Genomic DNA, 19,488 nt, shown 5'->3' with positions numbered 1-19,488 from the left:
GTGGAACGATTAAAACGAAAGTGAAGGAAACGGATTTATTATTCCATTTCCTTCGTTCCATGGTTTTTTCATGCGTCCGGTCTTTGGACGTATGCCGTTACGGAATTCGCTCCTGCTGGAAATCCAACAATCGCAATTGATACGTTATTACATTACATATTATGATGCAGTGATTTTGTGGGTGGCTAAGGTGCGGATGTGTTCGGAATGAAGCGAAAGAAAGCGGTTGAGCGCAGGGACGATTTGGCCGTCTCGCCACCTGTCCGCACGGTGCCGGTCACCCTGTTGACCGGTTTTCTGGGGGCGGGCAAGACGACGTTGCTGAACGCGCTTCTGACTGAGCCGGCCATGCGCGATGCTGCGGTCATCGTCAATGAATTCGGCGCGGTGCCCATCGATCACGGTCTGGTGCGAACGGGTTCCGAGCGATATTTCAGAACGACGACGGGCTGCATCTGCTGCACCGCCACCAGCGATATCCGCACCTCGCTTTACGAGCTGCATCAGGCCTTTCTGGAGGGGATGATGCCGGAAGTATCGCGGGTCGTCATCGAAACCACCGGCCTTGCCGATCCGGCGCCGATCATCAACAGCCTGATCGCCGGCGGCACGCCGGCGCTTGGCCTGCGTGATCACATCGTCGCCCGGCATTTCCATCTTGCAGGCGTGGTCACGGCTTTCGACGTCACCTCCGGCCCGGCGATGCTCGATAGCTTCATCGAAGGCTGGAAACAGCTTGCCTTTGCCGACCATATCGTCCTGACAAAAACCGATCTTGCCGATGCCACGACCGTGGACCGCGACAGCCTCGTCGATCTCAATCCTGCGGCATCGTTTCATGACCGCAATGCCGCCGACTTCGATCTGATGTCGTTGTTTGCAGTGTCGGATTATTCGCTGCGCGGCAAGCCGGAGGATGCGCCGGGGTGGCTTGCTGCCGACAGGCTGAGCCTTCATGCCGCCCACCAGCACGATATCAACCGCCATGGCGTTGGGGTCGAGGCTTTCGATCTCACCTTTGACGGCGCTTTCGATCCGCAGGCGATCGTCACTTTTCTGGAGCTCGTCACCAGCAATGTGCATTCCGGCCTGCTGCGGCTCAAGGGAATTTTCGGCGCGACTGACGATCCGGAGCGGCCGGTTGTCGCCCATGCGGTGCAGCACCGGCTTTATCCATTAACCCGTCTGGAGCGCTGGCCGGATGGAAATCGTACAACGCGCATCGTGCTGATCGGCATGGACATGCCGCAGCAGCCGATCCGCGCTCTCTTCGATACGCTGGCCTCGCAGGTGGGGCGAAAGGGCAGGGCATGAACAATCCGCTTGCGCGCAGCGGCTCCGCAATCGTCTCGCAGGCCCGTCTTCTGAAGCAATGGTCCCGCGATCTGCTGCATCTCCACCCCGAAGACATCGTCACCGTCAGCGAGCTTTCCTGTGTCCTGCCGGATTGCCCGCCGCGCGAAACGGTGATCGTCATCCTGTCGGCTTCCGGCACAAGCCGGCAATTCTCTATCCACAAGGCGCTTCTCGCGGTGGATCATGACGATATCGTGCGCGCCATCGCCGCGAATTCGGCTTGAGAACCCGTTTCAGGGCTTAAGATACGCTTGACCGCGGCCATCCTCATCCGCCACTTCAGGGGCAGCGACGGGATTCGCGGATGATGAAGGGCGGGCAATGGCCGATCTGGCGGTATATGCGGGTTTGTTCCTGACGGCGTTTATCGCGGCGACCATTCTGCCCATGCAGTCGGAAGCCGCACTGGCCGGCCTCATCCTTCTGAAATCCCAGCCTGTCTGGCTGCTGGTTGCTGTGGCCAGCGTCGGCAATGTCGCCGGTTCCTTCGTTAACTGGCTGCTTGGGCGCGGTATCGAGCGCTTTCGGCATGAACGCTGGTTTCCGGTCGGGGAGGCGGCGCTGGAGCGCGCCCAGAACTGGTACCGTCGTTATGGCAAATGGTCGCTGCTGCTCAGCTGGGCGCCGCTGATCGGTGATCCGCTGACGGTTGCCGCCGGCATCATGAAGGAACCGCTGCCGGTCTTCCTGCTGCTGGTCACCATCGCCAAGGTTGGGCGTTATCTCGTTCTGGCGCTGGTGACGCTGAATTTTCTATAATCTTTTCAATTTCTTATTTTCGCGAGAGGGTGCCTCCCGTTTCTTCTCCCCGCGGGGGAGAAGATGGCCCGAAGGGTCAGATGAGGGGGCAGGCGCAGAGATTTGCGGAGAGCTCGCCCCCTCATCCCGCTGCCGCGACCTTCTCCCCGGCGGGGAGAAGGCGAAAGACGCATCCGCTCGGTTAAAATGCGGGCGGTGAGGAACGATCAAGCCGCCTGCTTGTCCCAGCTTGCGAAAGGATCGGGCAGGTGCCGCCATGCATCCGGTGTGAATGCCTCGGTATCGATCAGGCAGGCATCGAGCTGCGCGCGGATGCGCGCCTCGTTCATCGGATCGGAGCCGATGAAGACGATTTCCTGTCGCCGGTCGCCGAAGACCGGATCGAGATAGGGCTTCATCATGTCGAGGAACTGCTTTTCGCGCGGCCATTGCTCCTTCGGCACGGCGGACCACCACAGGCCCATCCTGCCGGTGCGGACCAATGCACCGGCCTGGCTGATCTCCCCGACATAACGCGGGCGCGTCGCCAGCCAGAAGAAACCCTTGGCACGCACCACGCCCGGCCAGGCGCGATCGATGAAGCGCTGGAACAGCACGGGGTCAAACGGCTTTTGGGCACGATAGACGAAGGAGCGGATGCCATATTCCTCGGTTTCGGGAATGTGATCCTTGAAGCCGTGCAATTCCTTGAACCACAGAGGGTGTTCTTCAGCCTTTGCGAAATCGAAACGGCCGGTGCCGAGAACCTCCTTCAGCGCCACCTTGCCGAAATCGGCCTCGATGAGTTTCGCATCCGGGTTAAGCCCGACGATGATCTTGCGGGCGGCGTCCCGCTCCTCCGGGGTCGCAGTGCCGATCTTGTTGAGAACGACGACATCGGCGAATTCGATCTGCTCCACCAGAAGATCGACGATGGTGCGGTTGTCACCGTCGCCCGCCGTCTCACCGCGGTCGGCCAGAAAATCGGACGACCCGTAATCATTGAGAAGATTGGCGGCATCCACCACCGTCACCATGGTGTCGAGACGCGCGACATCGGAAAGGCTGCGGCCGTTTTCATCGCGAAAATCGAAGGTTGCGGCGACGGGAAGCGGCTCGGCGATGCCGGTGGATTCGATCAGCAGGTAATCGAAACGGCCCTGTTCGGCCAGCGCCCGCACCTCGGTCAAGAGGTCGTCGCGCAGCGTGCAACAGATGCAGCCATTGGTCATTTCCACCAATTGTTCTTCCGTGCGGGAGAGGTTGGCGCCGCCATCGCGCACCAGCGCCGCATCGATATTGATCTCGCTCATGTCATTGACGATCAACGCCACGCGCAGACCATCGCGATTGGCGAGAATATGGTTGAGAAGCGTCGTCTTGCCGGCGCCGAGAAAGCCGGAAAGCACGGTGACGGGAAGTTTTTTCGACATATGGACCTCGTTCTTTGGCAACGTTCGCGTGGACCTCATGGCGGTCACGCCTGACGATCTGGAAACGACGGGTTCGATGCTGCCCGTCTTCGTTATGTAACGTAATAACATTACATATCGGTCGCGTGTCAACGGGCGACAGAAAAAAAGCGTCCCGCAAGGCGGGCTGGGCGGCGGCTGTCCGAAGAGAGCCGCCATCTTTCCAATGATTAATGTTATTTCGTTACATATTCGTTTGACGAATGTAATAACATTACATATCAAGGGCCATCGAATGACATCCTGCCCCGGAGGGATCGATGAGCGATCCGTGCCTCGCTTTCAAAAATCTCACACTTGGATATGCCGGCCGCGCGGCCGTGCATCATCTCAATGGCGATATCGCCAAAGGCTCGCTCACTGCGGTGGTCGGCGCCAATGGTTCGGGAAAATCGACGCTGATGAAAGGCATTGCCGGCATTTTAAAGCCACTCGGCGGCGAGTGCCGCGTAAGCCCCGGTCTGTCCGTCGCTTATCTGCCGCAACAATCGGAACTCGACCGCTCCTTTCCGGCGCAGGTGCGGGATCTGGTGGCGCTTGGTCTCTGGCCGAAACGCGGCCTGCTCGGCCGCCACCGTCCCGCAGACCGGGCGGCGATGGGCCGCGTGATGGAGGCGGTCGGGCTTTCCGGTTTTGAAAGGCGCAATATCGACTCGCTCTCCGGCGGCCAGATGCAGCGCGCCCTGTTTGCCCGCGCCATGTTGCAGGATGCGCAGCTGATCCTGCTCGACGAACCCTTCAACGCCGTCGACGAACGAACCGTTGCCGACCTTATGGCCCTGATCAAATCATGGGTGGCGGAGGGGCGCACGGTTCTGGCCGTCCTCCATGACTTCCAGCTCGTGCGGCAGCATTTTCCCGAGACCCTGTTCCTTGCCCGAAAGCTTGTCGGGCTGGGTCCTACGGCCGATGTCCTGAAGGCGGAAAACATTCGCCAGGCGCGACATTTTCACGAGGCGTGGGAGGAAAATGCGCCCTGGTGCGAACCGGCCGAAGCGCCTTCGCCCCCAATCGTCGGGGCAAGTCCGCAGGTGGCCACCGCCCGTTCCCATGCCCATGACCACTCCCACGCGAATTCGAATGCCCATGGCTGATATCTTCATCCAACCCTTCGTCCAGTATGTCTTCATGCAGCGGGCGCTCGCCGGTGCGCTGATCCTTGCCATCAGCTGCGGTCCGGTCGGCGTGTTTCTGATGTTGCGCCGCATGAGCCTGACGGGTGACGCCATGTCCCACGCCATCCTGCCGGGGGCGGCCGTCGGGTTTCTGTTCTACGGGCTGGAAATCCTGCCCATGACCATCGGCGGGCTGGCCGTCGGCCTTCTGGTCGCGCTCGGCGCGGGTGCCGTGTCGCGCTTCACCATCCAGAAGGAAGACGCCTCACTTGCCGCCCTTTATCTGATTTCACTGGCGCTCGGCGTGCTGCTCGTCTCGTGGCGCGGCTCCAGCGTCGATCTGATGCATGTGCTGTTCGGCACGGTGCTGGCGTTGAACAATGAGGCGCTCGGCCTGATCGGCGGCATCTGCATCGTGACGCTTGTGGTGATGATCACCTTCTGGCGGGCGCTGCTGGCGGAATGCCTCGATCCCCTGTTTCTGCGCTCGGTCAGCAACTGGGGCAGCCCGGTGCATTTCCTCTTCCTTGCCATCGTCGTGCTCAATCTGGTCGGCGGTTTTCAGGCGCTCGGAACGCTGCTCTCCGTCGGGCTGATGATGTTGCCCGCCGCCGCCAGCCGTTTCTGGTCCAACCGCGTGGCGCCCATGTGCTTCATCTCCATCGGCATCGGCATGGTTTCCTGCTTTGCCGGTCTGCTCTTGTCCTATCACGCGTCGCTGCCGTCTGGCCCGGCGATCATCCTGTCCGCAGGCGTCATCTATGCGCTTTCCATCCTCGTCGGCACGCGCGGCGTGCTGCGTGATCTTCTCGGTTCCGGCCGTCACAGGACGGCCTGAAAACAGCGTTCGAAAAAGGAGAACCTTCATGTTCAAAACCCTCCGCCTGGCCACCGGCGTCAGCCTTCTTTCCCTCTCTCCGGTCCTGATGGCGCAGGCGTCCGCCGCCGAACTCAAAGTTGTCGCCAGCTTTTCGATCATCGCCGATTTCGCCAAAAATGTCGGTGGTAACCGGGTCGATATCACCACGCTCGTGGGGCCGGATGGCGACGCCCATGTCTATGAGCCGCGCCCGGCCGATGCCGTCGCCGTCAGCAAGGCGGATGTGGTGCTGGTCAATGGCCTGGAATTCGAAGGCTTCCTGAAGCGTCTGATCGACACCAGCGGCACCAAGGCGCCGGTGGTGGAACTGACCAAGGGTGTGGAGCCGCTCAAGCTTTCCGACGAGCCGGCCGGTCACGCCCATCCGGAAGCCGAGGAAGAGGAGGGTCACGACCACAAGGCGGAGGAAGCCGGCCACAAACACGAGACGGCCGAGGCCCATGACCACGATCACGGCCATGAAGGGCATCACCATCACGGTGAGTTCGACCCGCATGCCTGGCAGTCGATCAAGAACGCCGAAATCTACGTCAAGAATATTGCCGGCGCCTTTTGCGAGGTCGACAAGGCCGGTTGCGCCACCTACACCGCCAATTCGGATGCCTATATCGCCAAGCTTGCCGCTCTGAACGAGAAGGTGAAGACCGAGATTGCCGCGATCCCGCCGGAAAAGCGCGTCATCATTACTTCGCATGATGCCTTCGGTTATTTCGAGCATGCCTATGGCCTGAACTTCCTCGCGCCGGAGGGCGTATCGACGGAATCCGAAGCCTCGGCCGCCGATGTCGCCAAGCTGGTGGATCAGGTGAAGCACGACAAGGCCTCGGCCATTTTCGTTGAAAACATCACCGACAAGCGGCTGATCGACCAGATTGCCAGCGAAACCGGCCTGAAGGTTGGCGGCACGCTTTATTCCGACGCGCTTTCGACAGCCGACGGCCCGGCTGCGACCTATATCGACATGGTCAACCACAACATGCAGACGATTGCGGCGGCCGTTCTCGGCCAGTAAAACGGGCAGCTTCGCATGAGTTAGGAGAGGGTGGCTTGCGCCGCCCTCTCTGCTTTCGTGGTGGCACCCCTGCCGCTTGGCGCGGAATGTGAAGTGGCATCGGAACGAAAGAATCCCTTCGCAATGGCTGTTCCTTTAGCGGCTTCCATTTCGGTGCTACACACCCTCTCATGTCCGATGCGCTTCACATCTTTACCGACGGCTCCTTCGACGATGCCTCCCGATCCGGAGGATGGGCGTTCGTCGTTCATGAAGATGGCCACCAGATCCATTCCGCCTCGGGCAAGGCGGTTGGCACATCGAACAATAGTTTCGAGGTCCTCGCTGTCCTCAACGCAATGTCCTGGATCGCCGCCGAGGCGCCAACGCGCGCAATCACGCTCTGGACGGACGCCGCTCATGTCATTGAAGGTTGCCACCGATATCGGGCGATCTGGCGCAATAACGGCTGGAAGCGGATCACGCCTAACCAGCGTACCCGCCGAAGACCGATCCCCGACAGGGAAATCTGGCAGCAGCTCGACACGCTGCTGGAGCGACATCCCCAAGTGGCCGTGGAATGGTGCAAAGGGCATTCCGGCACTGCCGGCAATGAGCATGCCGATGCATTGGCGCGTGATGTCGCCCGCGCGACGGCGCGTTAACCGGCGGCCGTCAGTCGCCCTGATTCGGCGTTTTAAGTTCTTCCTTCCAGCCTTCCCCGGTCTAGGCCTTTTCCATATCGAGCGGTTGTGCGGGTACCTTTTTATCGCACCCTCAACCCCCGGAATCACACACGGCCTCCAAATCGCCTTGGGTATTCTAATGCCATTTCGGAGGCACAACAGGATATCGGGGGAAAGTGGCACGACAGGGCATCCTTCCTTACCGGTTGACAATCGATCCACCCTTTGAAATGGTAAGATGTCAGACCAATTTAGAGGGTGCGTCTTGGACAGGTCCAGCCGGGAACTCATGCAGCCGATTCCACCGAGCGACCGCGTGCGCCAGGTCGAGGCGGCGCTTTCCGACTATGTCGAGCGGGCAGGGCTGAAGGCGGGAGACCGGCTGCCGGCGGAGCGGGAATTGATGGCGGCGCTGGGTGTTGGCCGCTCCACCATCCGCGAAGTCATCCGCAAGTTTCAGGCGCTCGGTGTCATCGACAGCCGCAAGGGCAGCGGCAATTACCTGCTGAAGCCGATTTCCGCCGCCACCGTTCATATGCCGATTTCCATCGATGCCGAGAGCCTGCGCGATGCGCTGCTGATGACGCTGGAAGTGCGGCGCGGCATCGAGGTGGAAGCCTCCATGGCGGCTGCGCGCCGCCGCACGGCAGACGATATCGCCACGATGGAAGCGCGGCTTGACGAGATGGAGCGGGTGCATCTGGCCGAGGGAACCTCCGGCAAGGCCGACCTTGCCTTCCATCTGTCGATCTACGATGCCACCCATAATACGCTGTTCAAGCAGCTTCTGGAGCAGATGCGCGAAGGCTTCGAACGCTTCTGGTCGAAGCCGTTCGACCGCCCGGATTTCGCCGGCCGCTCTTTTCCCTTTCACCGCACGCTGTTCAACGCCATCGCCGCCGGTGATGCCGAGACCGCCCGTGAAGAAACACTGAAAATCCTCGCCGTCGTCGAGGAGGATATCAAGGACATGTCGAAATGAACCATGGCAACGATCTCTTCGATCCCGCCTCATTTATCGTTGCGCATGACGAGGCCCACGCCTTCGAGGCCGTGGTGCCGCCCATCGTGCAGACCTCGCTTTTCACCTTTTCCAGCTATGACGAAATGGTTTCCACCTATCGCGGCGAAAAGGTGCGGCCGGTCTATACGCGCGGGCTGAACCCCACCGTGCGGCTGTTTGAAGAGATGCTGGCGAAGCTGGAAGGTGCCGAAGATGCGCTCGGTTTTGCAAGCGGCATGTCGGCCATTTCCTCCACCGTGCTCTCCTTCGTTTCGCCGGGTGACCGGATCGTCGCCGTGCGCCATGTCTATCCCGATGCATTCCGCCTGTTCGGCACCTTCATGCAGCGCATGAATATCGAGGTGACCTATGTTGACGGCCGCGACGAGGCGGCGGTTGAAAAGGCGATGCCGGGCGCAAAGCTGTTTTACATGGAAAGCCCGACGAGCTGGGTGATGGAAGCCCATGATGTCGGTGCGCTGGCCGCCATCGGCAAGCGGCATGGCGCCGTCACCGTCATCGACAATTCCTGGGCAAGCCCGGTCTTCCAGCAGCCGATCTCGCTCGGCGTCGATCTCGTCGTGCATTCGGCCTCGAAATATCTCGGCGGTCACAGCGATGTGGTCTCCGGCGTGGTGGCCGGTTCGAAGGCGATGATCGACCGCATCCGGGCGGAAACCTATCCCTATCTCGGCGGCAAGATGTCGCCCTTCGATGCCTGGCTGCTCATTCGCGGGCTTCGCACGCTGCCGCTGCGCATGAAGGCGCATCAGGCCTCGGCGCTTGAGATCGCAACCCGCCTGCAGGCGCTGGATGTGGTGGAGAAGGTCTGCCATCCGGGGCTGGCGAACCGCCTGCCGCCCGGCCTTCACGGCACCTCGGGCCTGTTTTCCTTCATCTTCAGGGAAGGGGTGGATGTGCGCGCTTTTGCCGACCGCCTCAAGCTTTTCAAACTGGGTGTTTCCTGGGGCGGGCATGAAAGCCTCATCGTCCCCGGCGAAGTGGTGCTCGAACAGAAGGCGCAGCCAAACTCCGCCCACACCTTCGGCATCAGCGCGCGTTCGGTGCGCCTGCATGTCGGGCTGGAGGGCACGGAAGCCCTCTGGAACGATCTCGAACCCGCGATCAAGGCGGCCTCCGCCGCCTGACGTGTTTTTAAACTGACGACAAAAAAGGGGAGAACGACATGAAAAAACTGGTAACAGCAGCAATCTTCACCGCCCTGATGACCGGAACGGCGCTGGCGGACACGACCTTGAAACTGGTCGAGGTCATCACAAGTCCCGAGCGGACGGAAACGCTGAAAGGCATCGTCTCGAAATTCGAGGCCGCCAATCCCGGCACCAAGGTGGAAATCATCTCCCTGCCGTGGAGCGAAGCCTTCCAGAAATTCGCCACCATGGTCTCGGCCGGCGATGTGCCTGACGTGATGGAAATGCCCGACACATGGCTGTCGCTTTATGCCAATAACGGCATGCTGGAGAGCCTTGAGCCCTATCTTGCCAAGTGGGAGCACACCGCGGGCCTGAGCGAGCGCACGCTGGAACTCGGCCGCGATGTCAAGGACACGGCCTATATGCTGCCCTATGGTTTTTACCTGCGCGCCATGTTCTACAACAAAAAACTGCTGGCCGAAGCCGGCGTGAAGGAGCCGCCGAAGACACTCGAGGAATTTGCCGATGCGTCCAAGAAGGTCGCAGCCCTTCCCGGCAAATCTGGCTACTGCCTGCGCGGCGGCCCGGGCGGCCTCAACGGCTGGGTCATGTTCGGCGCATCCATGGCCGGTTCGAACGAGTTCTTCACCAAGGACGGCACCTCCACCTTCGACAGCCCCGGCTGGGTGAAGGGCCTGACCTATGTGATCGATCTCTACAAGAACGGTTATGCGCCAAAGGACAGCGTCAACTGGGGTTTTAACGAGATCGTCGCCGGCTTTTATTCCGGCACCTGCGCCTTCCTCGATCAGGACCCGGATGCGCTGATCGCCATCGCCCAGCGCATGAAGCCGGAAGATTTCGGCGTCATGACCATGCCCAAGGGACCCGACGGCAAGACCTTCCCAACGATCGGTTTCGCCGGCTGGTCGATGATGTCGAAATCCGAAAACAAAGACCTTTCCTGGAAGCTGATCGAGACGCTTGAAGGGCCGGAAGGCAATATCGAGTGGAACAAGAAGACCGGTGCGTTGCCGGTGCACAAGTCGGCGGAGAAGGACCCCTTCTATGCCAGCGAGCAGTTCAAGGGCTGGTTTGACGAACTGGCCGACAAGAACGCCGTGCCGACGACGATGCCGACCTATCTTGAGGAATTTGCCTTCTTCAAGGATTCGCTTGTGATCAAGACATCGCAGGAAGCGCTGCTCGGCGATATCACGCCGGAAGACCTTGCCAAGCAATGGGCTGATTACATGACCAAGGCGCAGCAGAAGTTCCTGGCCTCGAAGTAACGACACGGGCTGGCCGCGCGGGCGAAACCCGCGTGGCCGTTCTTCCGGGCTGCCGAAAAGGACAGGCCGATTTGAAAAACGTGCGGACCGGCTGGCCAGAGGCCTTAAAAAAACCTGTCTGCCCCGCCGTCCGATCAGGAGCGATCAATCATGTCCTATGCCCATGGCGCCGGGCCCATGGCCGCGCGCAAACCAGCTGGCAAGCCCGCGATGCGGCGGTTTGCCGATTGGGCCGAACCCTGGCTCTACAGCGCGCCTGTGCTGGTGCTTATCGTCGCCGTCATGCTGGTGCCGCTGGTGCTCGGCCTCTCCTATGCCTTTCGCGATGTGCAGCTGCTCAATCCGTTTTCCGGCGGTTTTGTTGGTCTCAAACATCTGGAGGCGCTGTCGCAGGATGCGGCCTTTTACCGGGCGCTGAAAAACACGCTGTGGTGGACCGGCGCTTCGGTTTTCCTGCAATTCTTCTTCGGCCTCATTCTGGCGCTGCTGCTCGATAAACCCTTCGCGGGCAGGGGGCTGGCGCAGGCGCTGGTGTTCCTGCCATGGGCCGTGCCGACCTTCCTTGCCGGTCTCAACTGGGCGTGGCTGTTCAACCCGGTCATCGGGCCGCTGCCGCACTGGATGGTCTCGCTCGGGCTGTTATCCGCGCCCAACAATATCCTCGCCGATCCGCAGCTTGCCATGTGGGGGCCCATCATCGCCAATGTCTGGTGGGGCATTCCCTTCTTCGCCATCACTTTGCTTGCCGCACTTCAGGCCATCCCGCGCGATCTTTACGAGGCGGCGGAAATTGACGGGGCAAACCCGTTGCAGCGTTTCACCTCCATCACCCTGCCGTTTCTGGCGCCCACCATCGCCATCACCATCCTGCTGCGCACCGTCTGGATCGCCAATTTCGCCGACCTCATCATCGTCATGACCAATGGCGGGCCGGCCGACCGCACGCAGATCGTCGCCAGCTACATCTTCACGCAGGCCTTTCGGCGGCTGGATTTCGGTTATGCCTCGGCCATCGCGCTGGTGCTGCTGGTGCTGCTGCTTGCCTATTCCATGCTGATCGTGCTGCTGCGCCAGCGCCTGATCGAGAAGGACTGACCGATGACCTCAAGGATATTTCTCACCCTTGCCCATCGTCTGGCGATCCTTGCCTATATCGCCTTTGCACTGTTCCCACTGTTCTGGCTGCTCAAGGTGTCCGTGACGCCGAATGATCTGCTCTATAGCGAAGGTGTGAGGATGTGGCCATCGCGGGCGACCTGGGATCATTATCGTTTCGTCATAGAAAACAGTGCCTTCCCGACGTTTTTTAAGAACAGCGTCATCGTCGCGGGCTCCACGGCAATTGCCGTGACGATACTCTCGTCGCTGTCGGGTTACGCGCTGTCACGCTTTCGTTTCAAGGGCAAATACTGGATCGTCGCGTTAATGCTGATCACCCAGATGTTTCCGCTGGTCATGCTGGTCGCGCCGATCTTCAAGATGCTCTCGCCCCTCGGCCTCACCAACAGCCTGACGGGTCTGGTCATCGTCTACACCGCCTTCAACGTGCCCTTCGCCACCTTCCTCATGCAGTCGTTCTTCGATGGCATTCCGAAGGATCTGGAAGAGGCGGCGATGATCGACGGGGCAAGCCGGTTTACGGCCTTCCGCCAGATCATCCTGCCGTTGACGCTCCCGGGCATTGCCGCGACGCTTGGTTTCGTCTTCACCGCCGCGTGGAGCGAGCTTCTGTTTGCGCTGATGCTGATTTCCGGCAACCAGAGCGCCACTTTCCCGGTTGGCCTTCTGACCTTCGTTTCGAAATTCTCCGTCGATTTCGGGCAGATGATGGCGGCGGGCGTTCTGGCGCTCATTCCGGCCTGCCTCTTCTTCCTGCTCATTCAACGTTATCTCGTGCAGGGCCTGACGGCCGGCGCGGTGAAAGGATAATCCCATGGCTTCCATCGAGCTGAAGAATGTCGGCAAGACCTATGGCGACCTCGCCGTGCTGCATGGCGTCGATCTTGATATCAGGGATGGCGAGTTCATCGTCCTCGTCGGTCCCTCCGGCTGCGGAAAATCGACGCTGCTGCGCATGATCGCAGGCCTTGAAGAGATAACATCCGGCGACCTGTCCATCGATGGCGAACGTGTCAATGATCGCCGGCCGAAGGATCGCGATATCGCCATGGTGTTCCAGTCCTATGCGCTCTATCCGCATATGAGCGTCGCCGACAATATGAGCTATAGCCTGCGCCTGCGCCGCAGCCCGAAAGAAACCATCGCGGCGGCGGTGGCCGGTGCTTCCGCGAAACTCGGCCTCGATCCCTATCTCGCCCGCCGTCCGAAGGCGCTCTCCGGTGGCCAGCGTCAGCGCGTCGCCATGGGCCGCGCCATCGTGCGCCAGCCAAAAGCCTTCCTGTTCGATGAGCCGCTGTCCAACCTCGATGCCCGGCTGCGCGAGCAGATGCGTGCCGAAATCAAGCGGATGCATGCCGATCTCGGCGCGACCTCGGTTTACGTCACCCATGACCAGATCGAGGCGATGACGCTTGCCTCACGTATCGTCGCCATGAATGCCGGCCATGTGCAGCAGATCGGCGCGCCGCTCGATCTTTATGATCGCCCGGCCAATCTTTTCGTCGCCGGTTTCATCGGTTCGCCCGGCATGAATTTCCTCGAAGGACGGCTCGTGCAGGAGAATGGCGGCAGTTTCGTCATGCTGGGTGACGGCACGCGCCTGGCGCTTGGCCGGGAAGTGGACCTCGCCGATGGCGAGCCGGTCACGCTCGGCATCCGCCCGGAACATGTCACCGTTGCGCCGGCTGATGGCGGTGTGGAAGCGACTGTCGATCTGGTCGAGCCGACCGGCCTCGGCGTCATCCTGCACCTCACCGTGCATGGATTGCCGTTCAAGCTGTTTTCGTCAGATCGGGCATTGTTGCAACCGGGTAGATCCCTGCGGGTCGGTTTCCCGCGGGAAAGGCTGCATGTCTTTGATCGGAATGGCGTGAGGATCGGGGAGGCGTGAGGTTTGGCATAGTACGCAGGAATATTTCCTGGGCGGTTGCAAACCCACCTCCGTCATTCCGGCCTTGAGCCGGAACGGCGGAAAGCTGGAGACGTTGAGAACCTTCGCAAACGCGCCAACCGTGGCATCAGATTGCCTTTCGTTCGTCTATCGTGGAGGCTCTGGATGTGAGCTTTCACAAGGTCTTTCATTCACAGCGGACCCGAAGGCGCGTGGGGCTTACCCCCCTCTGCCCTGCCGGGCATCTCCCCCTCAAGGGGGAGATCGGCAAGAGGCTCTTTCATCGCTTCATTCGCAAGCTTCGAGATGTACGAGACTTTGCTGCAGATCGATCTCCCCCCTTGAGGGGGAGATGCCCGGCAGGGCAGAGGGGGGTAAGCTCCACGCGCCTTCGGGTCCGCTGTGAATGAAAAACCTTGTGAAAGCCAACACCTAGATCGCCACACCCTTCTCATCAAACCTGTGTATCTTGGTCTCGTCCGGGGTGATGAAGACGGTATCGCCATGTTTGCATTCGAACTCGCCGTCAGTGCGGGCGGTGATCGGGCCGATACCTGACACCTCGAGATGCAGGAAGGTATCCGATCCGAGATGTTCGGCAACCGTGACCTTGCCCTGCCACAGGCCGCTTTCCTTCGACAGCAGCAGATGCTCCGGCCGCACACCGGCGGTGGCGGCACCCTTCTCGCGGGCATAATCGCCGGTGATGAGGTTCATGCGCGGTGAACCGATGAAGCCGGCGACGAAGAGGTTGGCGGGGGTGCGGTAAAGCTCCATCGGCGAACCGACCTGCTCGATATTGCCGCGGTTGAGCACCACGATCTTGTCGGCCATGGTCATAGCCTCCACCTGGTCGTGGGTGACGTAGATCATCGTTGTCTTCAACGTGTTGTGCAGCTCGGAGATTTCCAGCCGCATGGTGCCGCGCAGCGCCGCATCGAGGTTGGAAAGCGGCTCGTCGAACAGGAAGGCTTTCGGTTCGCGCACGATGGCGCGGCCGATGGCGACACGCTGGCGCTGGCCGCCCGACAGCTGCGAGGGCCGGCGTTCGAGATAATCGGTGAGGTTCAGCACCCGGGCGGCATCCTCGACCTTTTTATCGATCACCGCCTTGTCGAGCTTGGCCATCTTCAGCGGGAAGGCGATGTTGTTCCTGACACTCATATGCGGATAAAGCGCATAGGACTGGAACACCATGGCAAGGCCGCGCTCGGCCGGGGCCTTTTCGGTGGCGTCATTGCCGTCGATGACGATCTTGCCGCCGGAGACGTCCTCCAGCCCGGCGATGAGGCGCAGAAGCGTGGACTTGCCGCAGCCGGAGGGGCCGACGAAGACGACGAACTCGCCGTCGTTGATATCGAGATCGATCGGCGGGATGACTTTCGCCTCACCGAAGAGCTTGGACACGTTCTGAAGGGAAATGCTGCCCATGTTTGTCGTTCCTTATTTCACGGCGCCAAAGGTCAGGCCACGCACGAGTTGTTTCTGCGAGAACCAGCCGATGACGAGAATGGGGGCGATCGCCATCATCGAGGCGGCCGAGAGTTTTGCCCAGAACAGCCCCTGCGGACTTGAGAAGGAGGCGATGAAGGCCGTCAGCGGCGCTGCATTGGTGGTCGTCAGCCGGATGGTCCAGAAGGCTTCGTTCCAGGCAAGGATGACGTTCAAAAGCAGCGTCGAGGCAATGCCCGGCACCGCCATTGGTGTGAGCACATGCACGATCTCGTTCCACAGGGATGCGCCATCCATGCGGGCGGCTTCGAGGATCTCGCCGGGGATTTCCCGGAAGTAAGTGTAGAGCATCCAGATGACGATCGGCAGGTTGATGAAGGTCAGCATGATGGTCAGCCCGATGCGGGTATCGAGCAGGCCGGCATTGCGGAAGATCAGATAGATCGGCACCAGCACGGCGACGGCCGGCATCATCTTGGTGGAGAGCATCCACATCAAAATATCCTTGGTGCGTTTGGTCGGCGAGAACGCCATGGCCCAGGAGGCGGGAATGGCGATGATCAGCGCGATGATCGTCGAGCCGAGCGACAGCACGACCGAGTTCATGAACGGCTTGAAGTAATCGCGCTGGGTCTGGACCGTCACGTAATTCTCGAAGGTGCCCGAGGGAATGAGGCTGAAGCCGGCGATTGCCTCCGGCTCGGTCTTGAGCGAGGTGAGGAAGGCATAGAGGATCGGGAAGAACAGCAGCAGCGCCACGGCCCAGGCCGCGATGGAAAAGCCGATCTTCGCACGTGTGGTTGTCTTGCGGGCCATGATTACATCTCCCCTGAAGCGATAGCGGCAAAAGTATGCGGCCGTTTTGGTGTGGAGACGGCGGCATCCCCACTTCCCTCATTCCTGTGCTCGTCACAGGAATCCAGTCGGCGCGCGTCGGCGCGACGGAGGGGCTTTCTTTCAGCCCAAGGACTTGGGCTGGCTGGATTCCTGTGACAGGCACAGGAATGAGGGAGGGTGGAGGGCCGTCCAGAGAACAAAAGCATCGTCATATCCCGCCCCCTTACCGATCCAGGTTCTTGCCGACGGCGCGCATCAGGAAGATGGCGACGATATTGGCGAGGATGACGGCGATGATGCCGCCGGCCGAAGCGCCGCCGACGTCGTAACCGAGAAGCGCGGTGCGATAGATGAGGAAGGCGAGGTTGGTGGAGGCATAACCCGGTCCGCCATTGGTGGTGACGAGGATTTCCGCGTAGACGCCGAGCAGGAAGATCGTCTGGATCAAGATGACGACGGTGATGGCGCGCGACAGATGCGGCAGGGTCAGATGGATGAAGCGGTTGACGAAGTTGGCGCCATCCATCTCGGCGGCTTCCTTCTGCTCGCCGTCGAGCGACTGCAGGGCGGTGAGCAGGATGAGCGTCGCAAACGGCAGCCATTGCCAGGCGACGATGATGATGATGGAGAGCAGCGGAAACTGTGCGAACCAGTCGACCGGCTGGAAACCGAAGAAGCGCGACAGATCGGCAAGCACGCCGTAACCGGGATGCATGATCATGTTCTTCCACACCAATGCGGCCACCGGCGGCATGACGAAGAAGGGCGAGATGATCATGATGCGCACGATGCCCTGGCCGAAAATGTCATTGTCGAGCAGAAGCGCAATGGCAATGCCGCCGATGACGGTGATCGCGAGCACGCCGCCGACGATCAAAAGCGTGTTCCAGATCGACTGGAAAAAGGCCGGGTCGGTGTAGAAATACTGGTAATTGAACAGACCCGCAAAGCTGACATTGGCCGGGTTGAGGAGATTGTAGTTCTGGAATGAGAACCACAGCGTCATCGCCAGAGGCACGATCATCCACACCAGCAATAACAGCACCGATGGCGCAAGCATCACCCGCGCCAGACCGCTCGTGTTTCGTGTTGCCATTAGTCGTCCTCCCTCACGGATACAGTTATGAGTATGAGCGGGATTCCAAATGAAAATCGCTCGCACTTCCCCCATTTCGCTCCGGCGGCCTCTGCCGCAGGGGCATCCGGATTTATGATTGCCGTCAGTGGCGGCCTTCGCCCGTCGCCGCGTGATAGGTCGCCAGAACCTGATCCACAGCCGCGATCAAAATCTCTTCCGCGTCTTCGCCCGCAACTGTTGCGAGCGGTAATTCGCCGAGATACTGGCGCAGCAGGGTTTCGGGAATTGTCTTCCCATCCAGCGCCTTATGCAAGGCGGAAACGGCCTGCAACGCTTCCGGCCGCGTCCAGTAATAACGGATGCGGTCGCTGTAACTATAGTGGCGCTGCAATCGCAGCGTGATGTCGTCGCCATGGTAATGGCCCTGCCAGTCGCCCGGCGCGCTCAACATCAGTTTTTCCATGGTCCGCGCCAGCGGCCGGTCGCCATAGGTGCCAACCATTTCGGATGCGATCATATCAAGCGCATAAAGCGCTTCCCGGTAAGCGAAGGTGAGGCCCGGACCGACTTTGAGGATCGGATATCCGTCGCGCACCAGTGCGGCAAGGGCAGGTTCGGTCTGGTAATCGGTGGAATGGGCCTCGAACACCAGCTGCGGTTCGCCGTCCAGAACGGCGCTCAGCGCTTCCGCGGCCTGCGGATCATAAGCGACGACATTGTCGCTGCCGAATTCCACGCCCGGCTGCACGACGAAAGCGATGACCCGTTCGAAGGCTTGCGAAAGACCGTGCTGCGCGAATATCTCGCGGTGAAGGTCGATGGTGTTGCGCGCCGCCTGCGGCTGCGTTGGCGCAACCGTGTCGAGCACATGGTCGGCACCGCCAGGCACCGGCACTTCGGTGCCGAGAATATACAGCGGTTTGGGCAGGCCGGCATCGGTGGCCGCCTTTTCGGCAACGGCCGCAAGTTTGGCTGCGCGGTTGGCGATGGTGACGTCATCCAGCGCCGCCGGCTCACCGGCGCAGCCCATCGATGCATCAAGGTGAATCTTGCGAAAACCCGATGCCACATAGGCTTCGACCATGGCGGCGGCTTTTATCAGCGCCTCTTCGGCTTTCTCCCTGCGCCAGGGGTTGGGGCCGAGATGATCGCCGCCGAAAATCAGAAGTTCGCCGGGCAGTCCTTCTTCCGCCGCGATGCTGTTGACGAAGGCAACGAAATCACGGGGCGTCATGCCGGTATAACCGCCGAGATGGTTGACCTGATTGCAGGTCGCCTCGATCAGCACGGCTGTCTTGCTGGCAGCGGCGCGGCGGATCGCGGCGCGCAGGACGACGGGGTGGGCTGAACAGACGGACGTGATGCCCGCGGGTTTGCCGGCGCGGCGGGCGGCGGCGAGATTTTCCAGAATGGCGGTCATAGGACTTCCTCCGACAATTGCGCGGCCATGAAGGCATCGAGTTCGGCAAGGCTGGCAGCGCCCTCCATCGGGCCGCGCCTGATGACGTTGTGGGCACCCGATGCATTGGCGTAAGCGAGCGCTTTTGCCGGGTGCATGCCGAGGCGGCGGCAGGTGAGGTAGGTTGCGCCGAAACAGTCGCCGGCACCGGTCGGGTCGACTTCCTCCACCTTCAGGCCGGGGGCGTCGATGCGCCCATGGGCGCGGCTGAAATGGCTTGCGCCTTTCGCGCCGCGTTTCAGCACGATTTCGCCGACACCGGAGGCGAGCAGCTTTTCTATCGCGGCATCCTCATCGTCCAGACCGGAGGCGGCCTGAAGTTCTTCGCCTGATGGCAGCAGGAGATCGGTGACGGCAAGCAGATCGTCGATCAGCCTGCGGCCTTCGTCACCCTGCGCCAGTTCCTTGCGGATGTTCGGATCGAAAGACACCGAACCGTCACGTGCCCTGACATGTCTGATCGCCGCCAGAATGATGTCGCCAATGCCGGCAATCGCGAAGGCCGATCCCATGACGTGCACATGGCCGGCCTTTTCGATGAGCGCCTGCGCTTCATCGGTCATCTGCGTTTCGCTGGCCGCGGAATGGGCGATGTTGAAAACGAAGTCGCGCGCGCCGTTCTCACGATAGCGCACGAAGGCGCTGCCGGTCGGGCGATCTGGAATAGTGGCGATGGCCGAGACATCGACGCCGTCGCGGCGCAGTCTTTCGACATTGAGGCGGCCGAAATCGTCGTCACCGACTGCGGCGATGATGCCGGCGGTTCCGCCGCAACGCGCCACCTGATCGATGAAGATGGCCGGTGCGCCGCTCGGGAAAGGGCCGATCAGCGTTTGCGGCTCGAGAAAGCCGTTTCCCACCGTCGTCGCCATGATCTCCACGAGGATTTCGCCGGCCGTGATGGTCGGGCCCTGGGTCTGCGGCGCCAGTGTAGATGCCTGCCTCATCGTCTCCTCCATAAGCGT

Annotated in this window: 19 protein-coding genes; 13 read left to right on the top strand and 6 right to left on the bottom strand. The window is 60.9% G+C overall.

Translation table 11 applies throughout. The features are described from left to right. The first annotated feature begins 207 nt into the window (after positions 1-207). The 3 genes from AC5YUO_RS15530 (at position 208) to AC5YUO_RS15520 (ending at position 2,115) form a co-directional block, all read left to right on the top strand. Positions 208-1,314: a CobW family GTP-binding protein gene (locus tag AC5YUO_RS15530; RefSeq protein WP_496155846.1), complete on the top strand. Its 1,107-nt coding sequence runs from the start codon at positions 208-210 to the stop codon at positions 1,312-1,314. Continuing rightward, complete coding sequence (locus AC5YUO_RS15525) at positions 1,311-1,580, top strand: hypothetical protein (protein ID WP_496155845.1); 270 nt, start codon at positions 1,311-1,313, stop codon at positions 1,578-1,580. Before AC5YUO_RS15530 ends, AC5YUO_RS15525 begins: the two co-directional genes overlap by 4 nt. A gap of 97 nt (positions 1,581-1,677) precedes the next feature. Beyond that, a complete protein-coding gene (locus AC5YUO_RS15520; protein ID WP_496155844.1) occupies positions 1,678-2,115 on the top strand; it encodes a YqaA family protein in 438 nt (145 codons plus the stop codon). A gap of 206 nt (positions 2,116-2,321) precedes the next feature. Here the strand turns inward: AC5YUO_RS15520 and zigA are convergent, their stop codons facing one another. Continuing rightward, complete coding sequence (gene zigA, locus AC5YUO_RS15515; RefSeq protein ID WP_496155843.1) at positions 2,322-3,527, bottom strand: zinc metallochaperone GTPase ZigA; 1,206 nt, start codon at positions 3,525-3,527, stop codon at positions 2,322-2,324. Positions 3,528-3,826: 299 nt separating this feature from the next. On the opposite strand from zigA, the gene aztA reads away from it, so the two are divergent. From aztA to AC5YUO_RS15465, 10 genes are all read left to right on the top strand, one after another. Continuing rightward, complete coding sequence (gene aztA / locus AC5YUO_RS15510; RefSeq protein ID WP_496155842.1) at positions 3,827-4,660, top strand: zinc ABC transporter ATP-binding protein AztA; 834 nt, start codon at positions 3,827-3,829, stop codon at positions 4,658-4,660. Continuing rightward, the gene (aztB, locus tag AC5YUO_RS15505; protein WP_496155841.1) at positions 4,653-5,519 is read left to right on the top strand and encodes a zinc ABC transporter permease AztB; all 867 of its coding nucleotides are present in this window, start codon (positions 4,653-4,655) and stop codon (positions 5,517-5,519) included. Before aztA ends, aztB begins: the two co-directional genes overlap by 8 nt. A 28-nt stretch (positions 5,520-5,547) precedes the next feature. Further along, positions 5,548-6,573: a zinc ABC transporter substrate-binding protein AztC gene (aztC, locus tag AC5YUO_RS15500; protein ID WP_496155840.1), complete on the top strand. Its 1,026-nt coding sequence runs from the start codon at positions 5,548-5,550 to the stop codon at positions 6,571-6,573. Between the two features lie 170 nt (positions 6,574-6,743). After that, a complete protein-coding gene (locus AC5YUO_RS15495) occupies positions 6,744-7,217 on the top strand; it encodes a ribonuclease H family protein (protein ID WP_496155839.1) in 474 nt (157 codons plus the stop codon). A gap of 310 nt (positions 7,218-7,527) precedes the next feature. Then, complete coding sequence (locus AC5YUO_RS15490) at positions 7,528-8,220, top strand: FadR/GntR family transcriptional regulator (RefSeq protein ID WP_048902873.1); 693 nt, start codon at positions 7,528-7,530, stop codon at positions 8,218-8,220. Beyond that, positions 8,217-9,389 (top strand): PLP-dependent transferase, encoded by a 1,173-nt coding sequence (locus tag AC5YUO_RS15485; protein ID WP_065117691.1) that lies wholly within the window; start codon positions 8,217-8,219, stop codon positions 9,387-9,389. Before AC5YUO_RS15490 ends, AC5YUO_RS15485 begins: the two co-directional genes overlap by 4 nt. A 38-nt stretch (positions 9,390-9,427) precedes the next feature. Then, positions 9,428-10,687, top strand: a complete 1,260-nt coding sequence (locus AC5YUO_RS15480) for an ABC transporter substrate-binding protein (RefSeq protein ID WP_127758036.1) — start codon at positions 9,428-9,430, stop codon at positions 10,685-10,687. A 150-nt stretch (positions 10,688-10,837) separates the two neighbouring features. Then, positions 10,838-11,782, top strand: coding sequence for a carbohydrate ABC transporter permease (locus tag AC5YUO_RS15475; protein WP_496155838.1), 945 nt, complete (start codon positions 10,838-10,840; stop codon positions 11,780-11,782). Between the two features lie 3 nt (positions 11,783-11,785). Next, the gene (locus AC5YUO_RS15470; protein ID WP_035228147.1) at positions 11,786-12,616 is read left to right on the top strand and encodes a carbohydrate ABC transporter permease; all 831 of its coding nucleotides are present in this window, start codon (positions 11,786-11,788) and stop codon (positions 12,614-12,616) included. Between the two features lie 4 nt (positions 12,617-12,620). After that, positions 12,621-13,697: an ABC transporter ATP-binding protein gene (locus AC5YUO_RS15465; protein ID WP_496155837.1), complete on the top strand. Its 1,077-nt coding sequence runs from the start codon at positions 12,621-12,623 to the stop codon at positions 13,695-13,697. A 432-nt stretch (positions 13,698-14,129) separates the two neighbouring features. On the opposite strand, the gene AC5YUO_RS15460 is transcribed toward AC5YUO_RS15465, so the two are convergent. The 5 genes from AC5YUO_RS15460 to AC5YUO_RS15440 all read right to left on the bottom strand — a co-directional run bounded on the left by AC5YUO_RS15460 (position 14,130) and on the right by AC5YUO_RS15440 (position 19,470). After that, a complete protein-coding gene (locus AC5YUO_RS15460) occupies positions 14,130-15,128 on the bottom strand; it encodes an ABC transporter ATP-binding protein (protein WP_496155836.1) in 999 nt (332 codons plus the stop codon). A 12-nt stretch (positions 15,129-15,140) separates the two neighbouring features. Next, positions 15,141-15,965, bottom strand: coding sequence for a carbohydrate ABC transporter permease (locus tag AC5YUO_RS15455; RefSeq protein ID WP_496155835.1), 825 nt, complete (start codon positions 15,963-15,965; stop codon positions 15,141-15,143). 244 nt (positions 15,966-16,209) lie between these two features. Continuing rightward, entirely contained in the window at positions 16,210-17,082 is an 873-nt protein-coding gene (locus tag AC5YUO_RS15450; protein ID WP_142781329.1) for a carbohydrate ABC transporter permease, read from the bottom strand. 124 nt (positions 17,083-17,206) lie between these two features. Further along, a complete protein-coding gene (locus tag AC5YUO_RS15445; RefSeq protein ID WP_174031012.1) occupies positions 17,207-18,484 on the bottom strand; it encodes a D-tagatose-bisphosphate aldolase, class II, non-catalytic subunit in 1,278 nt (425 codons plus the stop codon). Further along, positions 18,481-19,470 carry a tagatose kinase gene (locus tag AC5YUO_RS15440; RefSeq protein ID WP_496155834.1) on the bottom strand — a complete coding sequence of 330 codons (990 nt, stop codon included), beginning with the start codon at positions 19,468-19,470 and terminating at the stop codon, positions 18,481-18,483. Before AC5YUO_RS15440 ends, AC5YUO_RS15445 begins: the two co-directional genes overlap by 4 nt. Positions 19,471-19,488 lie beyond the last annotated feature (18 nt).

This window comes from Agrobacterium sp. LEGMi-208b (assembly GCF_059511785.1).
The sequence above is the reverse complement of the archived record's forward strand: the minus strand, read 5'-3'. Positions and strand labels throughout refer to the sequence as shown.